We start from the raw sequence: 17107 nt of genomic DNA, 5'->3' as shown, positions 1-17107 counted from the left end.
CTGCCGCATGTCGCACAACGCCGGAAACTTGGACGCCTCGTCCTCCGCGGCCGCGAAATCGGCATTGGAAGCGCATGCCCGAGAACTCGGTTTCGACACGGTGCGCATCGCGCGGCCGGAGGCCATCGGCGGCGCCGGGGACCGCCTGCTGGCGTTCCTCGCCGACGGGCGTCACGGCACCATGGGCTGGCTCGAAACCCATGCGGACCGCCGCCGCGACCCGCGCCACCTTTGGCCCGAGGTGCGCTCCGTCGTGATGCTCGGCATGAGCTACGCACCCGCGACCGATCCGATGGAGGCGCTGTCCGACACGGCCAACGGCGTCGTCTCGACCTACGCCAAACGCAGCGACTATCACGATGTCATGAAGGGCAAGCTGAAGGACATCGCCGGCCGCCTCGAACGCGACACGGGCCTGCCGGTCAAGGTCTTCGTCGACACCGCGCCGCTGATGGAAAAGCCGCTTGCCGCCGCCGCCGGGATCGGCTGGCAGGGCAAGCACACCAATCTCGTCTCGCGCCAGCACGGCTCGTGGCTGTTCCTCGGCGCGATCCTGACCGCGGCCGAGCTTGCGCCCGACGCGCCCGAGCAGGACCACTGCGGCAACTGCTCGCGCTGCCTCGACGTCTGTCCCACAAAGGCCTTCCCGGCGCCGTACCAGCTCGATGCGCGCCGCTGCATCGCCTACCTGACGATCGAGCACAAAGGGCACATTCCCGACGAGTTCCGCGCGCCGATCGGCAACCGCATCTTTGGCTGCGACGACTGCCTCGCCGTCTGTCCGTGGAACAAGTTTGCCCAAGCGAGCCACGAAACGCGCCTTGAAATCCGGGCCGAACTCGACAATCCGCCCCTGGCCGATCTGTTGGCGCTCGACGACGCCGCCTTTCGCATGCGCTTTCGCGGCACGCCCGTGAAACGCACCGGCCGCGACCGCGTTATTCGCAACTGCCTGATCGCCGCCGGCAATGCGAAGGATGCAGCCCTTTTGCCGGCCGTGACCCCGCTGCTGGACGATCCGTCCCCCGTCGTACGCGCCATGGCGGTGTGGGCGTTCAGGCGGCTGGCGACGGACGGCGAACGGCGCGCCGCCGAGGCCGCCCGCCGCAATGCGGAGCCCGACGCCGACGTACGCCGCGAATGGGAAAGCGAACTAGTGTGATGATCGAGAAATTCGCCCCATCAAGCAGCCAGGTTCTGAGCGAATTTCTCGATCTGAATCACACTAGCAAATCTATGATTTCTAGTGTCCTTCTAGATTCCTAAGTTCGCTCCCGCGTTCGCTTGCAGCATCGGCGAACTTCGGAATCAGGACACTAGGATGAACAGCCTTTTCTGCTTCGGTCTCGGCTACAGCGCCGAAGCGCTTGCGCGGCGGCTGACCCCGGTCGGATGGCGCATCGCCGGCACGGCCCGCACGGCCGAAGGCGTCGAGCGCATCAAGTCCCTTGGCTACCACGGCGTGTTTTTCGATGGCACAGAGCCCACGCCCGCACTCGCCGCTGCACTGTCGGGCGTCACGCACGTCCTCGTCTCCGCCGGTCCCGATGCGGACGGCGATCCGGTGTTGCGCCACCACAGCCGCGAAATCGCCAAGGCGCACGACGTGCGCTGGATCGGCTACCTGTCGACGGTCGGCGTGTACGGCGATTTCGGCGGAGCGTGGGTGGATGAGGACACGCCACCCAGGCCCGGCTCGGAGCGCACGGTGCGCCGCCTCGCGGCCGAGACTGCGTGGCGCGACTTCGGCGCCACGCACGATCGGGCCGTACGAATCTTCAGGCTCGCCGGCATTTACGGACCGGGCCGCAGCGCCATCGACGACCTCTTCGCCGGCACGGCCCGCCGCATCGTCAAGCCCGGCCAGGTCTTCAACCGGATCCACGTCGAGGATATCGCCGCCGTGCTGGAAACGGCCGCCGCGAACAAGGGCGCGCACGCCGTCTACAATGTCGCCGACAACGAGCCCGCGCCGCCCCAGGATGTGGTCGCCTATGCCGCGAGCCTGATCGGAAAGGACCCGCCGCCGGAAACCCCGTTCGAGACCGCCGCGCTCTCTCCGATGGGGTTCAGCTTCTATTCAGAAAACAGGCGGGTCAGGAACGCGCGCCTCCGCGACGACCTCGGCGTCCACCTCGCCTACCCGTCCTACCGCGAAGGCTTGGCCGCCATTCTTGCCGGCCGCACGCCCTGAACGGCGCGAAGCTGCCGCGCTTCATCCACTATGTTGCCGGAATCCGTAGCGATGATGTCTTCGTCCTGGCGGCTTTAACCGCCATGCGGACCTCATTTCTCTAGACCTCCATTCGCGCCCATGCGGAGACACCCATGACCTCGCTCAGAAGCGCCCCGTTCCTCGCGGCGATCGCGAGCGCATGTCTGGCGGTCTCGGCGGCGGTGGCCACCGGCCAGGACGCGGGCCACGCGCTGGCGGAGAAGTTCGCTAGCGGCGCCGAGCAGGAGGAGCAGAAGCGCAAGGCCGCCGATGCGGAGCATCGCAAACAAGAAGATGCGGAGCATCGCAAAACCGAAGAAGCCAAGCGGCGTGTCGATGCGGAGCTTCGCGAAATAGAAGCTGCGGAGCAGCGCAAAGCCGGTGACGCGCAGCGTCGCAAGGTCGATGCGGAGCTTCGCGAAATAGAAGCTGCGGAGCATCGCAAAGCCCAAGACGCGGAGCAGCAAAAAACGGAAGCTGCGGAGCAGCGCCAGACCGAAGAAGCGGAGATGCTGAAGCGCGCTCGGGACGAAGCGAACGAGCGCAAGGCCGCTGCCGACAAGGCGCGCGCCGAAGCCGAAGCCCGCGACGCCAAGGCGGAAGAGGACCGCCGCCTTGCGGCCGAACAGGTGGAGCGTGAGCATGCCGAGAAAGCGCAACGCCTTGCCGAAGACCAGCGCATCGCACGCGAAAAATTCATCGCCGACCGTGCCGCGGAGGCCGAGCGCCTTGCCGCCGAACAGCAGAAGGCGGCCGAGGAGCAGCGTCTCGCGGAAGAAAAACGCATCGCCGAGGAAAATCGCGTCGCAGAAGAACGGCGCGTGGCGGTCGACGCGGAGCGTCGCGCGGCCGTCGACGCGGAGCGTCGCGCAGCCGACCAGCAACGGCGTATCGAACAGGAGCGGCGGCTGGCAGAGCAGAAGAAGGCCGACGAAGACCGCCGCCGCATAGCCGAAGAAGAGCAGCAGCGACGCCTCGCGGAAGAGAAGCGCGTCGCTGAGGAGCAACGCTTAGCTGAAGAGAAGGTGGCCGAAGATGAGCGCCGGGCCCAAGAGCAGCGGCTCGCTGAGCAGAAAAAAGCAGATGAGGAGCGTCGCCTTGCCGAGGAGCAGCGCGTGGCGCAGGAAAAGTTGGCCGAAGAGAAAAAGGCCGAGGAACGCCGCGTCGCAGAGGAAAAGCGGCTGGCGCAAGAACAACGCCTCGCGGAAGAAAAGCGCGCCGCCGACGAAAAGCAGGCGGCGATGGCCGCCGAGCGGGAAGCCGAGCATCGCCGCCTGACCGAGCGCCTCCAGGCCATGGAGCAGCGGCGTCAGGAACACGAGCGTATGGCGGCGCAGCCCCCACCGTCGGACGACCGCGACCGCATGGGCCTCGGCGTTGCCCCGCCACTCCCCCACGTCACCGCGCCCGCAGCGCCGTCAATCGCCAGCGGCGCGCGCCCCGTGTCGCGGGTGACCGTCCTGCTCGTCATGGAGCCCGGCACCAACGGCATTCGCCGTTTCGGTCAGAAGACCGCAGACCCCGTCATCTGCGCCGGCCCGACCTGCTGGATCAGCGCCGGAACCGATCGCAACGCAAGCGCCGTGCCGCGCGGTCGCGCCCTCGGTCCGGGCAACACGCTCGGCAAGCGCGCCGCCGCCTGCAATCAGCACCTCGCCTGCGCCTTCCGCGACCTGGACGTCAAAGCCCTGACCGCCGCCGTGCAGCCCATCGACCTCCGCATCATGCGCCACGACCGCCGCGAGCCTCTGGCGCTCGCCGCGGACCCGACCTGCCGCGTCGCAGCCGGCGCGCTGACATGCGGAAAGACCTACGCGTCGCGGACGTGGCGAGCCTGGGTCGTGCCGGAGCATCTGGCCACTGAAGCTGGAACCGCCGCGCTCGAAGCCGCATTGGCCAGCGGCCTCACCGCCCAGCCGTCGGCTGCGCTGACCTTTACGAACCGCTGAGCGCACCTGACGCCGAGAGTCGCTTCATGGACGCTCGGATCTTTCCGGACCCTCTCACCCTAACCCTCTCCGCGTCCATGCGGAGCATGGCTCCGCCATGATGGGAGAGGGAACGAGGTCGACGAAACCGCAGACGGCAACCCTCTTCGCCTCTCTCCCCGCCCATTCGAAGCATGGTTTCGCTTCCGGGTGAGGCGGCGCTGCAGGACTTCCACCTGAACCGGAAAAGCGTGCGCGGGCCCGCCCGCGCGATAACGCTTTGCTAACCATCTCCGCCGAGTTGACCCGCCCGCAGCGACTTATATGCCGCCGATCCCGCGAATTTTACGGGTTTGAGACGAACTGTGCTCAAGGATGCGTCAGTATCCAGAGTTGCGAGCGTTTAAGACATGGCCATTCTATCTCATGATCCCCGGGACAACGCGGGCGCGCCCTTTGACGGGCGTGTCTCGGCTCCAGCTCGCGTCCTCGACGGCGTGCGCCAGCGGATCGACCAGGCCTTCAGCGACAAGCACCGCAACGTCTCGCGCCCGAAAGTTCTCTTCGCGACCAGCATGACCGACGTCGCCATCGTCGTCGTCACCGGTTTCCTCTCATCGTTCGCGATCGGCAGCCCGGAACAGTCCAGCGTGGGCTTGGCCGTGTGGGCCGTGCTCATCGCGCTGGCGGCCACGCTCGAATTGCGCCGCAACTGGTCCTATTCGATCCGCGCCCTGCGCCGGCCCGGCGAGCAGGCCGGCAAGATCGCGCGCAGCCTTTTGCCGGTCTTCTGCGTCGCCGCAGGCGCCGGCTACATGATCGGCACCGAACCGTTCTCGCCTTCCGTCGGCTTGCTCTGGCTGGCGGGATCCTTCGCAATCATGTCGGCGGCGCGGTTCGCGCTCGCCCGCGTGCTCGACGAGTTGACCGACGCCGGACGTCTCGTCCGCCGCACCGTCATCGTCGGCGGCGGTCCCGATTGCGAGCAACTGATTGCCGCCCTCGAAGCCGACAACCTCAAGGAGCTGTCGATCCTCGGCGTCTTCGACGACCGTCTCGACGAGCGCTCCGCCGACAGCATCAACGGTTATCCGAAACTCGGCAACTTCGACCAGCTTCCCGCCTTCTGCCGCACGTCGAGCGTCGACCTGATGGTCGTCACCGTGCCGATGGCGGCCGAGCAGCGCCTGATGCAGATCCTGAAAGTGTTGCTCACGCTGCCGGTGGACATCCGCATTTCCGCGCTCAGCTCCAAGCTGCGCCTGAGCTCGGGCGCCTATTCCTACATCGGCCGCGTGCCGATGCTGGCGCTGATGGACCGCCCGCTCACCGATTGGGATCGCGTCATCAAGAACATCGAGGATCGCGTTCTCGGCACGGTGTTGTTCATCCTCGCCGCGCCCGTGATGGCGCTGGTCGCTCTCGCCATCCGCCTCGACAGCAAGGGCCCGATCCTCTTCAAGCAGCGCCGCTTCGGCTTCAACAACGAGTTGATCGAAGTGCTCAAGTTCCGCTCCATGTACACCGACATGGCCGATGCGTCGGCGTCCAAGCTCGTCACCAAGGACGATCCGCGCGTCACCCCGGTCGGACGCTTCATCCGCAAGACGAGCCTCGACGAGCTGCCCCAGCTCATCAACGTCATCAAGGGCGAGATGGCGCTTGTGGGCCCGCGCCCGCATGCGACCGAAGCCAAGGCCAGCTCCGATCTCTACCAGACCGTCGTCGGCGAATACTTCGCGCGTCATCGCATGAAGCCCGGCGTCACCGGCTGGGCGCAGATCAACGGCTGGCGCGGCGAGACCGACACGCACGAGAAGATCCAGCGCCGCGTCGAAGCCGATCTCCACTACATCGACAACTGGTCGTTGCTGTTCGATCTCTACATCATCGCGGCGACGCCGTTCGCACTTCTCACCGGCAAGAACGCGTACTGACCCGTGGCCGTCATCTCGCTCACATCCCGACACGCCGCACGCGCGCTCCCCGAACCGGCGAGCGGCAACGGATGGATGGTGTCTGCGAACAAGCTCGCCGCGTTCGCGGTGGCGGGCGCGATGGCCACCAGCTCGATCGTATTCTCCGAGCCCGCGGTCGCCGACATTCTGATGGCGGCCGTGATCGTCGGACTGCCGCTGCTCGGCGTCACGCGCTTCGGCACCGTGACCCTGCTGAATTTCGCGGCCTGGCTCGCCTTTGTCGCGCTCGGCCTCGCGGCCTGCTCCGTCTCGACCAACATCGACACGGCCATCACGCACCAGGTCGTGACGCTGTTTCTCGCGCTCGGCGCATTAGTTCTCGCGGGCTATGTCTCGGCGGACCCTGAGCCGCGCTTCCGCCTCGTCATGAATTGCTATGTCGCCGGCTGCATCATCGCCACGGCGGCCGCCTTCGCCGGCTATTTCCAGCTCATCCCGTCGGCCTACGACCTGTTCACGAATTTCGGCCGCGCCCGCGGCACCTTCAAGGATCCGAACGTGCTTGGCGCGGCGCTGGCGCCGGCCATCGTCTACACCGCCTGGATTACGCTGCGCCATCCGATCCGCCACGCCATGATCGCGGCCGTCGTTTGCCTGCCGCTGTGCTTGGCGCTGCTGCTGTCGTTCTCGCGCGGCGCCTGGGCGAGCACGGCGTTCTCGCTCGTCATCGTCGCCTGGCTCGGCCTTGTCACAACCCGGCGCGCCTCCGACGTCCAGCGCATGACGGTCGTCGCCGTGATCGGCGTCATCACGCTCGTGCTGGCGATCGGCGCCGCCCTGCGGCTCGAAGCCGTCGGCGGCCTGTTCGAGGAACGTGCGAGCCTGGATCAATCCTACGACCAAGGCCCCGATGGCCGCTTCGGCGGACAGAAAAAGGCCGTGGGCCTGATCCTGGATCACCCCCTCGGCATCGGCACGTACACCTTCCGCGACACCTACCATCCGGAGGAAGCGCACAACGTCTACCTCAGCCAGTTCATGAACGCGGGCTGGCTCGGCGGCCTGCTCTACGCGATCTCCGTTTTCGGCACGCTCGCCGCCGGCCTGTTCGCGCTGCGCAAACGGACCGCCCTCCAGGGCCCGCTCATCGTCACGACCGCCGCCTTCCTCGGGCTCGTCATCGAAGGCGCGATCATCGATACGGATCACTGGCGGCATTTCTTCATTTTGATGGGCCTGATCTGGGGCCTCGTGGACGCGATCCCGTCGCAGTTCGCCGCGGAGGCTCGCTATGATGATTGACACCCAGACCGAGCCCAGATCGATGCTGAAAGCCGCACGCGACGCGCTGCAAGCGAGCCGCACCACGCATGCCGACAGCTGGAACGCGATCGGCGTGTTCGGCGTGCGCGCGATCAGCGCCGTGCTGCTGTTCCTCACCCAGATTGCGTTCGCGCGCTGGATGGGCGCGTCCGAATACGGCCTCTACGTCACGGCATGGACCTGCGTCGTGGTGCTCGGCGGCCTCGCGCATCTCGGCTTCAACATCGCCATGATGCGCCTCGCGCCGCAATATGCCGCCAACCAGGACTACGCCGCCTTTCGCGGTCTCCTGAAGGCCGGACGCCAGGTTGCGTTGATCACGTCGGTGCTGATGGCCGCCGTCGGCGTCGCCATCATCACGTCGTTCTACGTCGAAGACAGCGCCGCGCTCGCCATGCCGCTGATGCTCGGCCTGATCTGTCTGCCGGCTTACGCCTTGACGGACGTGCAGGACGGGTTCGGGCGTGGCCAGGGCTGGACGCTGGACGCTATCGTCCCGGCTTACGTTTTCCGCCCGCTCGCCATGCTGCTGTTCGTGGGCATCGTATTCGGCATCGGCATGGCGGCAAATGCCGTCACCGCGATGACCATCGCCCTCATCGCGACCCTGCTGGCAGCGGTCATGCAGACCGTGCTGATCGAGAAGCGCGTCGCCCGCGAAATCCCGCAGGCCAGCGCCGCATTGAATTACGCCAAGTGGTTCACGATCTCGCTGCCCCTCCTGGCGGGCGGCATTTGCGAAATCATCATCCTCAACGCCGACGTCCTGGTCCTGAACTTCTTCCGCCCGTCGGAAGAAATCGGCCACTACTTCGCCGCGGCGAAAACGACCGGGCTCGCGCTCTTCGTGCTCTACGCCGTCGCCACCGCCTATGCCGGGCGCATCGCCGCCGCGCATGCCCTCCACAACACCGCCGAGATCAAATCGCTCGTCGGCATGGCCGTGCGCTGGACCTTCATCCCGGCAGCGGTCATGACCGCCGGCATCCTCGTCATCGGCTATTTCGTGCTCGCCCAGTTCGGCGCGACCTTCACCGACGCCTATCCCCTGATGTTCATTCTCGCCGCCGGCATCATGACGAAGGCCGCCATGGGCCCGTCCGACACCATCCTCAATATGATGGGCCACCAGCGCGCGACGGCGCTCTCGCTCGGCGCGGCCGCCGTTCTCGCGGTGGTGCTCAACCTCATTCTCATTCCGCTCTGGGGCGTGACGGGCGCCGCGATCGCCACGTCGACGGCCTATGCGGCCATGGCCGTCATGAACTGGTATGCCGTGCGCAAGCTCGAAGGGCTGAACCTCTTCATCCTCGCCAACCTCAAGACGCGCGTGAAGCCTTAGAGTGCTTCCGGAAAAGTAGGAACCGGTCATGGCGAAGACATGCCAGCAACGGTGTCCGATAAGAAGCACGATCACACAAAGACCAGCACCTCGTCGATGAGCGCATAAAGCTTGTCGAGATCCTGCGGCCGCGACAGCCGATGCTCGCCGTCCGCGACTTCGGTGATCCGCACGCGGTCGCCCGCCAGCACGGTTTTCAACGCACGAGCATGCGCGATCGGCACGTCGCGATCTTCCGCGCCTTGCAGCAGCAGCACCGGCCGCCCGGGATCGAAATTCGCGCCCTTGAAGAGATGGTCCTTCCCATCCTCGATGAAGCGCTTGGTGATCGGATATCCGACGGGATCGTAGGCCGAGGGACGCATCCACTGGCCTTCGGTCAGGATGCGCGCGCGCGCATCCTCCGGCAGTTGATCCCACATCAGCTCGGTCAGGTCCCACGCCGGCGCGACCAGCACGAGACCGAGCACGCGGCGCGCGTCCTCGGGATGCGCCACCATCAAGCGCCGCAGCAGCAGCAACGCCAGATGAGCGCCCGTGCTCGACCCGACGAGCACCTGCGGCCCGTGCGTCAGTTGTCGGAACACCGCGCAGCTCTCCTCGAGCCAGTCGGAGATCGTGGCTTCCTCGAAGGCCCCGCCGGACTGGCCATGTCCCGAATAGTCGAAACGCGTAAAGCCGAGCCCGCGCGCGGCGGTCCACTCAGCGAGCGCCTCGGCCTTGGTCGAGCCCATGTCCGACTTGAGCCCGATCAGCCACAGCAGGCCCGGCGCTCCCGGCCGCGCGGCGGGCGCGGCAATGGTGGCAATCCGTCGCGCGCGGTCACCTGTGCCGACTGTGATGATTTGCGGTTCGCTCGCCGTCATCCTATGAAGCCTTGCTGTCGAACATGTACTTTGAGACCCATGCGCCTTGAAACCGGAGCCCGGATTTGGCCGATAAGCGCCCCACCATACTTCAGATCATTCCCGAGCTCGATACGGGCGGCGCCGAGCTTTCGGCCGTCGAAATCGCCGATGCCATCGTCCGCGCCGGAGGCCGCGCCCTGGTGCTCTCCGAAGGCGGACGTCTCGCCCCGCGCATCGCGGCGGCGGGCGGCGAATTCATCCCGTTCGCCGCGGCGACCAAGAACCCGGTCCGCCTGCTGTGGAACGCCCACCTGATCCGCCGCATGATCGCCGACGAGGGCGTCGACCTCGTCCACGCCCGCAGTCGCGCGCCCGCCTGGAGCGCCATGATCGCCGCCCGCCGCGCGCGCGTGCCGTTCGTCACCACGTATCACGGCGCCTATAACGAGCGCACGCGCCTCAAGCGCGCCTATAACGCCGTCATGGCGAAGGGCGACGTCGTCATCGCCAATTCGCAATATACCAAGCGCCTGATCGAAAGCCGCTACGGCACACCCTCCGAGCGCATCCGCGTCATCTACCGCGGCGTCGACGGCGAGAAGTTCGACCCCGCAATCATTTCCGACAAGCGCAAGGCGGCGTTGCTGGCCCAGTGGCGCGCGGCACCCGGCGCGTCGATCGTCCTGCAGCCCGCGCGGCTCACGTCGTGGAAGGGACAGAGCACCGTCATCGAGGCCGCCCGCCTCCTCAAGGCGGAAGGCCGCCTTGGCAACGTGCTGATCGTGCTCGCCGGCGATGCCCAGGGGCGCGACGCCTACCGCCAGCGGCTCGCGGATGAAATCCACGCCGCCGGCTTGGACCAGTCCATCATCCTTCCCGGCCATGTCGAAGATGTGCCCGCCGCCCTCGCTCTCTCCGATCTCGCCATCGTCGCGTCCATCGAGCCGGAAGCCTTCGGCCGTGTCGCCACCGAAGCCCAGGCGATGGGCTGCCCCGTCATCGCGACCGACATCGGCGCGCCGCCGGAAACGGTTGCCGCTCCGCCCAAGGTTGATCCGGCCGACGCCACGGGCTGGCTGGTCCCGCCGGGCGACGCCCGCGCCCTGGCGGAAGCAATGTCGCAAGCCCTCGGGCTCGGCACAGACGCGCGCGCAGCCCTGAGAACCCGCGCCCGCGCGCGCGCCCTCGGCCACTTCGGGCTCGATAACATGCGCCTCGAGACGCTCGGCGTGTACGATGGTCTGCTCGGCACGGAGCTGAAGGCCCGCTACCGCTGATTTGCTTGGCCGATTTGTTGCTTCTGCCAGTCGGGCCAGGGTTTGCGCGCTTGACTTGCAGCCGCATCTTCCCGATTCTGGCGCGTAACGGCAGGCCGACAATTCCCGGCAAACTGCGCTTTCCGCAGTATGAAGCCGTTGTATTCCGCCAGAAGCTGACTTAGCTATGGCCGACTGACGAAACGATTTAAGGAGACTGAACATCCGCAAACCTATGCGAGGCGCCGTCGAGCGCGAGCCGACCGGTCCGAAGATCAACGATGCGATCCGGGCACGTGAAGTGCGGCTCATTGATGAAACCGGCACGAACGTCGGTGTTGTAACCAAGATTGATGCAATGGCCCGCGCGGAAGCTGCTGGGCTCGATCTGGTGGAGGTGTCGCCTGACGCCGAACCGCCGGTTTGCAAAATTCTCGATTTCGGCAAGTTCAAATATCAAGAACAGAAAAAGGCTGCCGAAGCCCGCAAGCATCAGAAGATCGTCGAGATCAAAGAGATCAAGATGCGACCCGGCATCGACGATCACGACTACGACGTGAAGATGCGCGCGATCCGACGGTTCTTCGAGGAAGGCGACAAGGTCAAGGTCACGCTGCGGTTCCGCGGCCGTGAGATGGCGCATCAGCAGCTCGGCATGGCCGTGCTCGTGCGCGTCAAGACCGACACCGAGCCGATCGCCAAGGTCGAATCGGAGCCGCGCTTCGAGGGCCGCCAGATGGTGATGGTTCTCGCTCCGAAGTGACCCCAAGCGGGCACCACCTGCTGAAGCATAGGCCCCAGTACACTTGCGGCTCCTGTTCGGCTGACTGGCGTGGGTGCCATGCGAAGCATGGCTCCGCCATGACGCCGGCATGACGCCGGCATGACGGTTTGCGTGACCGCTCCCGCACCATACAACGTCACCCCGGCGAAGGCCCGGGCCTACGCAAGCTTCAACATGAGCAATCGATAGCGGCCTTGAACCGGGCAGCAGAACTGATCAAGGGCGACCGCTCACGCGGGCCGCCCTTAATTTTTGTGGCAACGATCCGATTAATACGCCTGCTGCACCTTCGACTTGTGCTGATCCTGGCGCATGGCTTTGCGGGTGCGGTCCCATTTCTCGCCGTCGAGATTTTCCGCCGCCTCGCGGCTCTTCGCTTCCAGCTTGTCGAGCGCGGAGATCGATGCTTTGGGTGCCGCAGCGAGACCCGCGCCAAGCGAGCCCTTCTGCGTCGAGAGATAGCTCGCGTTGTCCTCGAGCACCTTCCGCGCTCCCGCGACATCGCCCTGATCGCGCAATTCGACCGCGCGCTCGGTGTTTTCCGTCGCCACCTGCTCGGTCACCTGGCTCATGACGCTCTTGTTGACGCTGCCCTCCGCGTCCTTCGCATCGTCCGTGAAGCGCGCCTTCACGCTCGCCTGCTTCGAACCGCGCGAACCGCTCTCCATGTTCATGTAGTCGAGCTCGATGCTCGCGATATCCGCTTCGGCCCCGTCGAGGCCGCTGGACGGAGGATCGAGTTCGATCACGACATAGCGCTCGTTCTCCGCCTGCAGCTGGTTGAGCTTCAGCGTGATGCGATTGCCTGCGATCTCGCCGTCACGTCCCAGCACGCGCTTCGGCGTGAACCCGGCCTTGCACTCGATGGTGATGATGATGTCCCGCGCCGCGATGGAAAGCGCGTCTCCGAACTCGCGATCGAACACCTCGGCAAGGTCGCTCGGACGCTCGACGAACACGTGGTTGCCGTCGCTGGCCGCCGCAAGGCGCTGCATCAGGTCCTCGTTGTAGTCGAGCCCGAGGCCGATGGTCGAAACGCTGATGCCCTTCGCGGCAAGCTCGCGCCCGAGATCGGCGAGATCCCCCGGCGTACTCGGACCGACGTTGGCGAGGCCGTCCGACAGCAGTACGACGCGGTTGACCTGCATGTCGGAACGGAACGCCTTGACCTGCTCGCCACCCTCCTTGACGCCGGCATAGAGCGCCGTCGTGCCGCTGGCGCTGAGTTCGTCGATCGCGCGTTCGATCGCATCGCGCTTCGATCCGACCTTGTCGGCCTTGCGGGCGACATCGACCTCGTGATTGTAGGAGACGAGCGCCGCGATATCTTCGCTGGAAAGCCGTTCGAGCGCCACGTGTGCGCCCTTCTTCGCCGCCGCGAGCCGGTCGCCGCTCATCGAGCCGGACCGGTCGATCACGAGCGCGACGTTGATCGGCGGCCGCTTCCGTCGCTCGGCCGCGGCAAGCGATTTGAGCGACAGCCGCAGGTAAACGCGGTCGCGGCTCTTGCGGTCGATGGTCGACTGGCTGAGTTCGGCGCCGAACTGGATCTCGGCGGCGTGTGCACGGCTTGGGGATACGGCGCCGGCGAGAGCGGCGAGGGCAACGAGAGAAGAAAGCGTCCGCTTGAGCGACATTGGAAATCTCCTCGATCAAATAAATGAGTACTCAGAATAATTGCGAGGACTGGCGGAATGGTGCGGATGCTGTGTCGGAACGGCGCAGCGCCGATGGCAAAAATAAGAAAGCCCGCGTGAGGCAAACGCGCCACGCGGGCTTTTCCTTAGACGATTTTTTTGGCCGTCAGTTCAGCGTGCGCTTGGCATCGCCGCTGGCAACCTGCTGGGACGGTGCGCGCGGCAGTTTGTGGAACAGCACCTCGAGCTGCATCCAATCGCTCGCGCTGCGGCGCGGATTTTTCGCGAGTTCGTTGGCGAGCGCCTGAGCCATCGTGAACAAAGCCTGGTCCTCGCGGCGAAGCGTACCCGAAGCGCTGTCCGGCTCGAGCGTATCGACGACGGACTGGATCGCCTCCTCGTATGGCCCGCGCGGCAACAGCATCACAATCGGCCAGCTCTGGTCGATCTCGTCGATCGCGGCTCTCAGGGTCTGCAACTTCCAGCCCGCATTCGCCTGCAAAGCATCCTCTTCATGGGCGAGGGCATGCTCGAACACGCCGCGCGCCGTCTCTTCTCGCTCCACCAGGGCGCGGTCGAACGCGCGATGGACGCCGCGCAGCGATTGGAACACCTTCACGGCCGCCAGCGCCGCCTGATATCCGTCCTGCTCGATGTCGAGGAAGTCTTCGGGGCGGATGCCGAGCGGCGTCAAAAGTGCTTCGACTGCCGCCGCCCGCTCGTCGTCCGGGTTGGTGGAGGCCTTTGCCTCGCCTCCCCGTTGGGTCTGGTCGGCAATGGCGCGCTGAGGCGCTCTATCCGGAGTAAGTGAGCCGCCGGCCCGGGCATCCTGGCCCGCGACGAGCTGCGGGTGCCGATCGAAATTCACGGCCTGTCCTCGTCCCACTTCGCGCGCACGGATGCGGGCCAGCGTTTTGTAAAGATCCTTATGCACGAAATAGGAGTCGTCGCTCTTGGTGTCGCGCTGCACGACGGAGAACGTCGCGCCGGTATTCAGCACGTTCAGAATCGCGGGGCGAGACTCTTCGGGCGCCTCGTCCAGCGACAGCATCGACGTGAACCCGGTCGCCTTGACGTCATCCACCGGCACCAGCTCGTTCATCACCGCCGCGCACGAGTCTCCGACATGCGGCAGCAGGGCCACCACGACCTGATCCTCGAGCTGATCCATCGTCAGGCCGCGCGCGGCCTTCTCCGGATTGGCTTCCAGCTCGCGCTTGATGACGCTGTTGAGGAACTCCAGCAGTTCGGACCGCACGAGGAAATGCCCGGGGTCGTCGCCGCGCCGCACCGCACCGATGATCGCCCCCGCGTTGAGCACCTCGCGCACCTGCACCGCCGTCTCCGGATCGAGCTCGCGCAGCCGCACCTCGTTCGAATAGCCGTCCACGTTCTCGATCGGATGCATCGATTGCCCGACGAGACGCGCCTTGCGGAACGTGTCCGGCAGCAGCGCCGTCTCGATCATCGCGTTCAGCTCTTGCGAATTGCGAGCTTTCAGGCTTGGCACGTCCGAGAGCGGCGACCGCACGGCATTGGCGCCGAACAGACCGGTCATGAAGATCAGGCTGTCGATGCCGATGGCGATGGCAAGCGCGAGATACGCCAGCCGGTTGCCGTCCTGGAAGGCGTTGAGCGACACGACGAAGTTATGTGCCTTGTCGTCACGATTGAGATCGATCGCCGACAGCCGCTCGCCCATCACGTTGGCGTCGTTGCTCGGCAGGCCGGAGTCGCGCAGGCACTTGCGGCCGAACGTCAGCAACGGATCGACGCCGCCTGTCGTCGGCACCTTGTCGCCGCCCGCGCAGTTGGCCGCGAAGGCCTGCAGTCCGGCATTGAGCGTGAAGATCGCGGCAGCGGCTTCCACCGCCTGCTTGGGATCGCAATCGATGTTGCGGACGCGATCCTTGGTCGCCGCGGTCGAGATCATCGCATCGTAAAGCTGGGTGCAATACTGATGCAGGGTGCTCAGATGCTCGGCGTCCGGCTGCTGGCGAAACCCGGCCCTGGCCTGTTCGAACGCGGCGCGCACGCGGGCCGGATCGACCTTCTGGCCCTCCTGGCCGAGCTGGGACGATTCCGCCGCCACGATGCGCTGCTCGGCCGTCACCGCCTCGCCTTTGAGCTTGGCAAGTTCGCCGTCGACGCCAGCCAGCTCGCGCTCGATCTGCGTCACGCGCGTGTCGACCGCATCCAACCGCTTCTGCGCGTCACGCACGCGCTCTTCGCCGATTTTGTAGTAGTCGCGCAGCCGGCTCATCTCGCCCACGCGTTCGCGGTAGATCGGCCCTTTGCCCGCCTTGAGCGAACCTTCGACGCCCTTGTCCTCGGCCATCGCCTCGACGCGCTTGGCGTCGATCTCCTTGGCGCGCGCGTCGAGTTCGCTCTTCTTGCCGGAATAGTCAGCAGCCAACCCCGGCCGCTCGGCCTTGAGGCGCGACAGCTCGTCGGTCAGAACCGTCTTCTTGCTCGCGAGCCCGGCCTGGCCGCTGGTGGCCGTGGCCACGCGTTCCTGCTGCTGGGCGATGGACGAGCGATGCGACTCCATCTGGCGCGTGAAATGCGCTTCGATCTCTGCCTCCGCGCCTTCCGACGCGCGCGAGAGATTGGCGAGCTGGCCTTCGTAGGCGGCCCAGCCTTCGCTCTGGAAAAGCTTTTCGGCTTCGCTCATGCGCCGCGTGGAAATGGTCTCGCCGATATCGGCGACGACGCCCGCGACCTGGTTCTTGGTGCGGATCTCCGCCGCGCGCGCGCGCTGGTCCTTCGGGAAGATGACGTTGAACCGGCTGTCGAACGAGAAAAACACGCTCGTCGCCATGCAGGCGAGGAACATCACCCACAGCATCGAATTCTTGGCGACGATGCGCAGCCCCTGCGCATAGGGCTGGATCACGTCGCTCTTGGAAAAGAGCATGATCGCCGCGACCGCCAGCAGAAACGCGCCGGCGCCGGCTGACCCATAGAGCAATTGATCGCTCGAGAACCCGGCGTGCAGGATCGCAACCGCCGCCGCGATCACCAGCAGCGCCCCGCCCAGCACCGTCAGCGCCACCATCGGCGGGCTGACGCGGCGGCCATGCCGGCCCTGCACCTGGTTCATGCCGGTGGCGAAGCTTTCGCCGATCAGCCACGCAACGATCAGCATCACGCCATGGATGCCGAACGTGAACATCGCCGACAGCACGGATTCGCCCGTGAAGTTCCGCATGCCGTCCCACGTCGTCCACGCACCCGCGAGCGAGAGGATGAGCGCGGAGCTGCCGATCAGCGCCAGCCGCCAGTTGGTGAACAGGCTGTGCTCGATCGCCGCCCACACCTTGGGCAGCAGCCGCACCAGCACGCTCGCCACCGCGAGCACCACGAGGCCCATCATGACCCAGTTGGCGGCCTGGGGCAGGGAAACGTCCTGCGGCAGGCTCGGAAGTGACGGCAGCGACTGAACAACCCCGTCGGCAGTGGCCTTGACGTCCCAGCCCATGTGTCGAAATCCTCGCTCGCGCCGGCTGTCATCCATCGAGGGGCGCGGCGCATCTCTGGCCCCGTGGCGAACCGCATCCGGTCGCCCCGACGGCAAGGCCCCGTATGTACAGGTCCGACTATTCCCCAGCTTCATCGCGGCGGGATTGCGGCGCTTGAAGCACATGACTGCGATTTAATGTCGTTAACACGAGACGTCGCGGACATCGGGAATCCGTCGCGAAGCCCCGCCAGCGCTGGCGCGAGAGCGCGCAAAGCCCCTTCACACGCACCGCCAAATATCGGACGGACTGCAATAAAACGCGGTTTCGATCGGGCCGGTCCGCCAAATGTACTGGCGCTATACAGACGCGGCCCGATCCCCCACTCGGAGTT

11 protein-coding genes are annotated in these 17107 nt (G+C 66.0%); 8 read left to right on the top strand and 3 right to left on the bottom strand.

What is annotated here, in order from left to right:
- Positions 1-7 precede the first annotated feature (7 nt).
- The 6 genes from queG to ACTIFK_RS11905 all read left to right on the top strand — a co-directional run bounded on the left by queG (position 8) and on the right by ACTIFK_RS11905 (position 8727).
- Complete coding sequence (gene queG / locus ACTIFK_RS11930) at positions 8-1162, top strand: tRNA epoxyqueuosine(34) reductase QueG (protein ID WP_439543292.1); 1155 nt, start codon at positions 8-10, stop codon at positions 1160-1162.
- 159 nt (positions 1163-1321) lie between these two features.
- The gene (locus tag ACTIFK_RS11925) at positions 1322-2194 is read left to right on the top strand and encodes an SDR family oxidoreductase (protein WP_439543291.1); all 873 of its coding nucleotides are present in this window, start codon (positions 1322-1324) and stop codon (positions 2192-2194) included.
- 134 nt (positions 2195-2328) lie between these two features.
- Positions 2329-4164, top strand: a complete 1836-nt coding sequence (locus tag ACTIFK_RS11920; protein ID WP_439543290.1) for a hypothetical protein — start codon at positions 2329-2331, stop codon at positions 4162-4164.
- A 389-nt stretch (positions 4165-4553) separates the two neighbouring features.
- Positions 4554-6080, top strand: a complete 1527-nt coding sequence (locus tag ACTIFK_RS11915; RefSeq protein ID WP_439543289.1) for an undecaprenyl-phosphate glucose phosphotransferase — start codon at positions 4554-4556, stop codon at positions 6078-6080.
- 78 nt (positions 6081-6158) lie between these two features.
- On the top strand, positions 6159-7364 hold the full coding sequence (locus ACTIFK_RS11910; RefSeq protein ID WP_439543288.1) for an O-antigen ligase family protein: 1206 nt from the start codon (positions 6159-6161) through the stop codon (positions 7362-7364).
- A complete protein-coding gene (locus ACTIFK_RS11905; RefSeq protein WP_439543287.1) occupies positions 7354-8727 on the top strand; it encodes an oligosaccharide flippase family protein in 1374 nt (457 codons plus the stop codon). Before ACTIFK_RS11910 ends, ACTIFK_RS11905 begins: the two co-directional genes overlap by 11 nt.
- A gap of 71 nt (positions 8728-8798) precedes the next feature.
- Here ACTIFK_RS11905 and ACTIFK_RS11900 read toward each other — a convergent pair whose 3' ends face one another.
- Positions 8799-9593 carry an alpha/beta hydrolase gene (locus ACTIFK_RS11900; protein ID WP_439543286.1) on the bottom strand — a complete coding sequence of 265 codons (795 nt, stop codon included), beginning with the start codon at positions 9591-9593 and terminating at the stop codon, positions 8799-8801.
- A 65-nt stretch (positions 9594-9658) separates the two neighbouring features.
- Between ACTIFK_RS11900 and ACTIFK_RS11895 the strand changes: the two genes are divergently transcribed.
- Together ACTIFK_RS11895 and infC are read left to right on the top strand one after the other, a co-directional pair.
- Positions 9659-10852 (top strand): glycosyltransferase family 4 protein, encoded by a 1194-nt coding sequence (locus tag ACTIFK_RS11895; protein ID WP_439543285.1) that lies wholly within the window; start codon positions 9659-9661, stop codon positions 10850-10852.
- Positions 10853-11066: 214 nt separating this feature from the next.
- Complete coding sequence (infC, locus tag ACTIFK_RS11890; RefSeq protein WP_439543284.1) at positions 11067-11594, top strand: translation initiation factor IF-3; 528 nt, start codon at positions 11067-11069, stop codon at positions 11592-11594.
- A 290-nt stretch (positions 11595-11884) separates the two neighbouring features.
- On the opposite strand, the gene ACTIFK_RS11885 is transcribed toward infC, so the two are convergent.
- Positions 11885-13252 carry a vWA domain-containing protein gene (locus ACTIFK_RS11885; protein WP_439543283.1) on the bottom strand — a complete coding sequence of 456 codons (1368 nt, stop codon included), beginning with the start codon at positions 13250-13252 and terminating at the stop codon, positions 11885-11887.
- Between the two features lie 166 nt (positions 13253-13418).
- Positions 13419-16733: a hypothetical protein gene (locus ACTIFK_RS11880; protein WP_439543282.1), complete on the bottom strand. Its 3315-nt coding sequence runs from the start codon at positions 16731-16733 to the stop codon at positions 13419-13421.
- Positions 16734-17107 lie beyond the last annotated feature (374 nt).

The sequence above is a fragment of the Hyphomicrobium sp. genome, from assembly GCF_051860585.1.
Classification (GTDB): Bacteria; Pseudomonadota; Alphaproteobacteria; order Rhizobiales; family Hyphomicrobiaceae; genus Hyphomicrobium_C.
This window is presented reverse-complemented; position numbering and strand designations above follow the sequence as displayed.

Coding starts and splice junctions, on each gene's coding strand:
- queG (WP_439543292.1), top strand. CDS start 8: ATGTCGCACAACGCCGGAAACTTGGACGCCTCGTCCTCCGCGGCCGCG.
- ACTIFK_RS11925 (WP_439543291.1), top strand. CDS start 1,322: ATGAACAGCCTTTTCTGCTTCGGTCTCGGCTACAGCGCCGAAGCGCTT.
- ACTIFK_RS11920 (WP_439543290.1), top strand. CDS start 2,329: ATGACCTCGCTCAGAAGCGCCCCGTTCCTCGCGGCGATCGCGAGCGCA.
- ACTIFK_RS11915 (WP_439543289.1), top strand. CDS start 4,554: ATGGCCATTCTATCTCATGATCCCCGGGACAACGCGGGCGCGCCCTTT.
- ACTIFK_RS11905 (WP_439543287.1), top strand. CDS start 7,354: ATGATGATTGACACCCAGACCGAGCCCAGATCGATGCTGAAAGCCGCA.
- ACTIFK_RS11900 (WP_439543286.1), bottom strand. CDS start 9,593: ATGACGGCGAGCGAACCGCAAATCATCACAGTCGGCACAGGTGACCGC.
- infC (WP_439543284.1), top strand. CDS start 11,067: ATGCGAGGCGCCGTCGAGCGCGAGCCGACCGGTCCGAAGATCAACGAT.
- ACTIFK_RS11885 (WP_439543283.1), bottom strand. CDS start 13,252: ATGTCGCTCAAGCGGACGCTTTCTTCTCTCGTTGCCCTCGCCGCTCTC.
- ACTIFK_RS11880 (WP_439543282.1), bottom strand. CDS start 16,733: ATGGGCTGGGACGTCAAGGCCACTGCCGACGGGGTTGTTCAGTCGCTG.